Source organism: Yersinia sp. 2542 StPb PI (assembly GCF_048593855.1).
In the GTDB taxonomy this organism is placed as follows: domain Bacteria; phylum Pseudomonadota; class Gammaproteobacteria; order Enterobacterales; family Enterobacteriaceae; genus Yersinia; species Yersinia enterocolitica_E.
This window is the reverse complement of record NZ_JAZGQA010000440.1, coordinates 1-825: the sequence shown is the minus strand read 5'-3', so window position 1 is coordinate 825 and position 825 is coordinate 1. Positions and strand designations below refer to the sequence as shown.

Below are 825 nucleotides of genomic sequence, written 5' to 3'. Positions count from 1 at the left end.
CTTTTGGATAATTTTTCATCAGATATTTCTCGTTTTACATTACCGCTAATAAATCAGCTTTATATTACTGGATTCACAAATACCAAACTAGTTGATCTTGCTAAAAAAAACATCATTGAAATAAAAAAAATCAGTAGTAAATGCGCTGAGATTATTACGAAAATAACCAATAAAACTGTTTCGCCATATTCACAGTTAACTTTACCTCAAGAAATAAAAGATCTCGAAACGTTCTCCACACTTGACGAATTGCTTACAATTGGTTCATTTAATAAAACATCGCTTGCCGATTGGCGATATGGCGGAGGAAAAATCAGTACTGACGATAGTTATATTAACTCCCTCTTAGAACTTCAAGTATCAGTCTGGTTATGCACATCTCAAGATAAAAAGTCCATTATGGATTTAACCCAACAAGCTGAAGAATTCCTGTCGTTGGACATAAATCGGTATAAAGAATTAAATCCTTCTAACTTAATATTTTTATGCGAAAGATTTATGGCTCTAAATCTTTCTTTAATAGCAGTAAAGTATCTCGACCCTATATTGCCTGACGAGCCATGGTTGTCTCCACTACTAGAAAATTTATTGCAAGCACTATACTTAAGCGAGCAAAATGATCTTTTCTTTAAAAAACTAGCTTTATTTTCAGATGATGTTAAAAGTGAATCGATATGGTTGTTAGAAGCTCAAGCTTATGAGCGCTTACAGCAAGATGATAAAGCAATTACGGCAGTCCAGAAAGCAATTAAAATTGATAATAAAAATTCTTATTCGTGGGACTTATTGCTATATTTGCGTCAAAAGAAAAAAACCAATAAAGAC

General features: G+C 32.5%; 1 protein-coding gene. It reads left to right on the top strand.

What is annotated here, in order from left to right:
* On the top strand, positions 1-825 hold an 825-nt coding region (locus V1952_RS22160; protein WP_420075587.1), incomplete at both ends, for a tetratricopeptide repeat protein.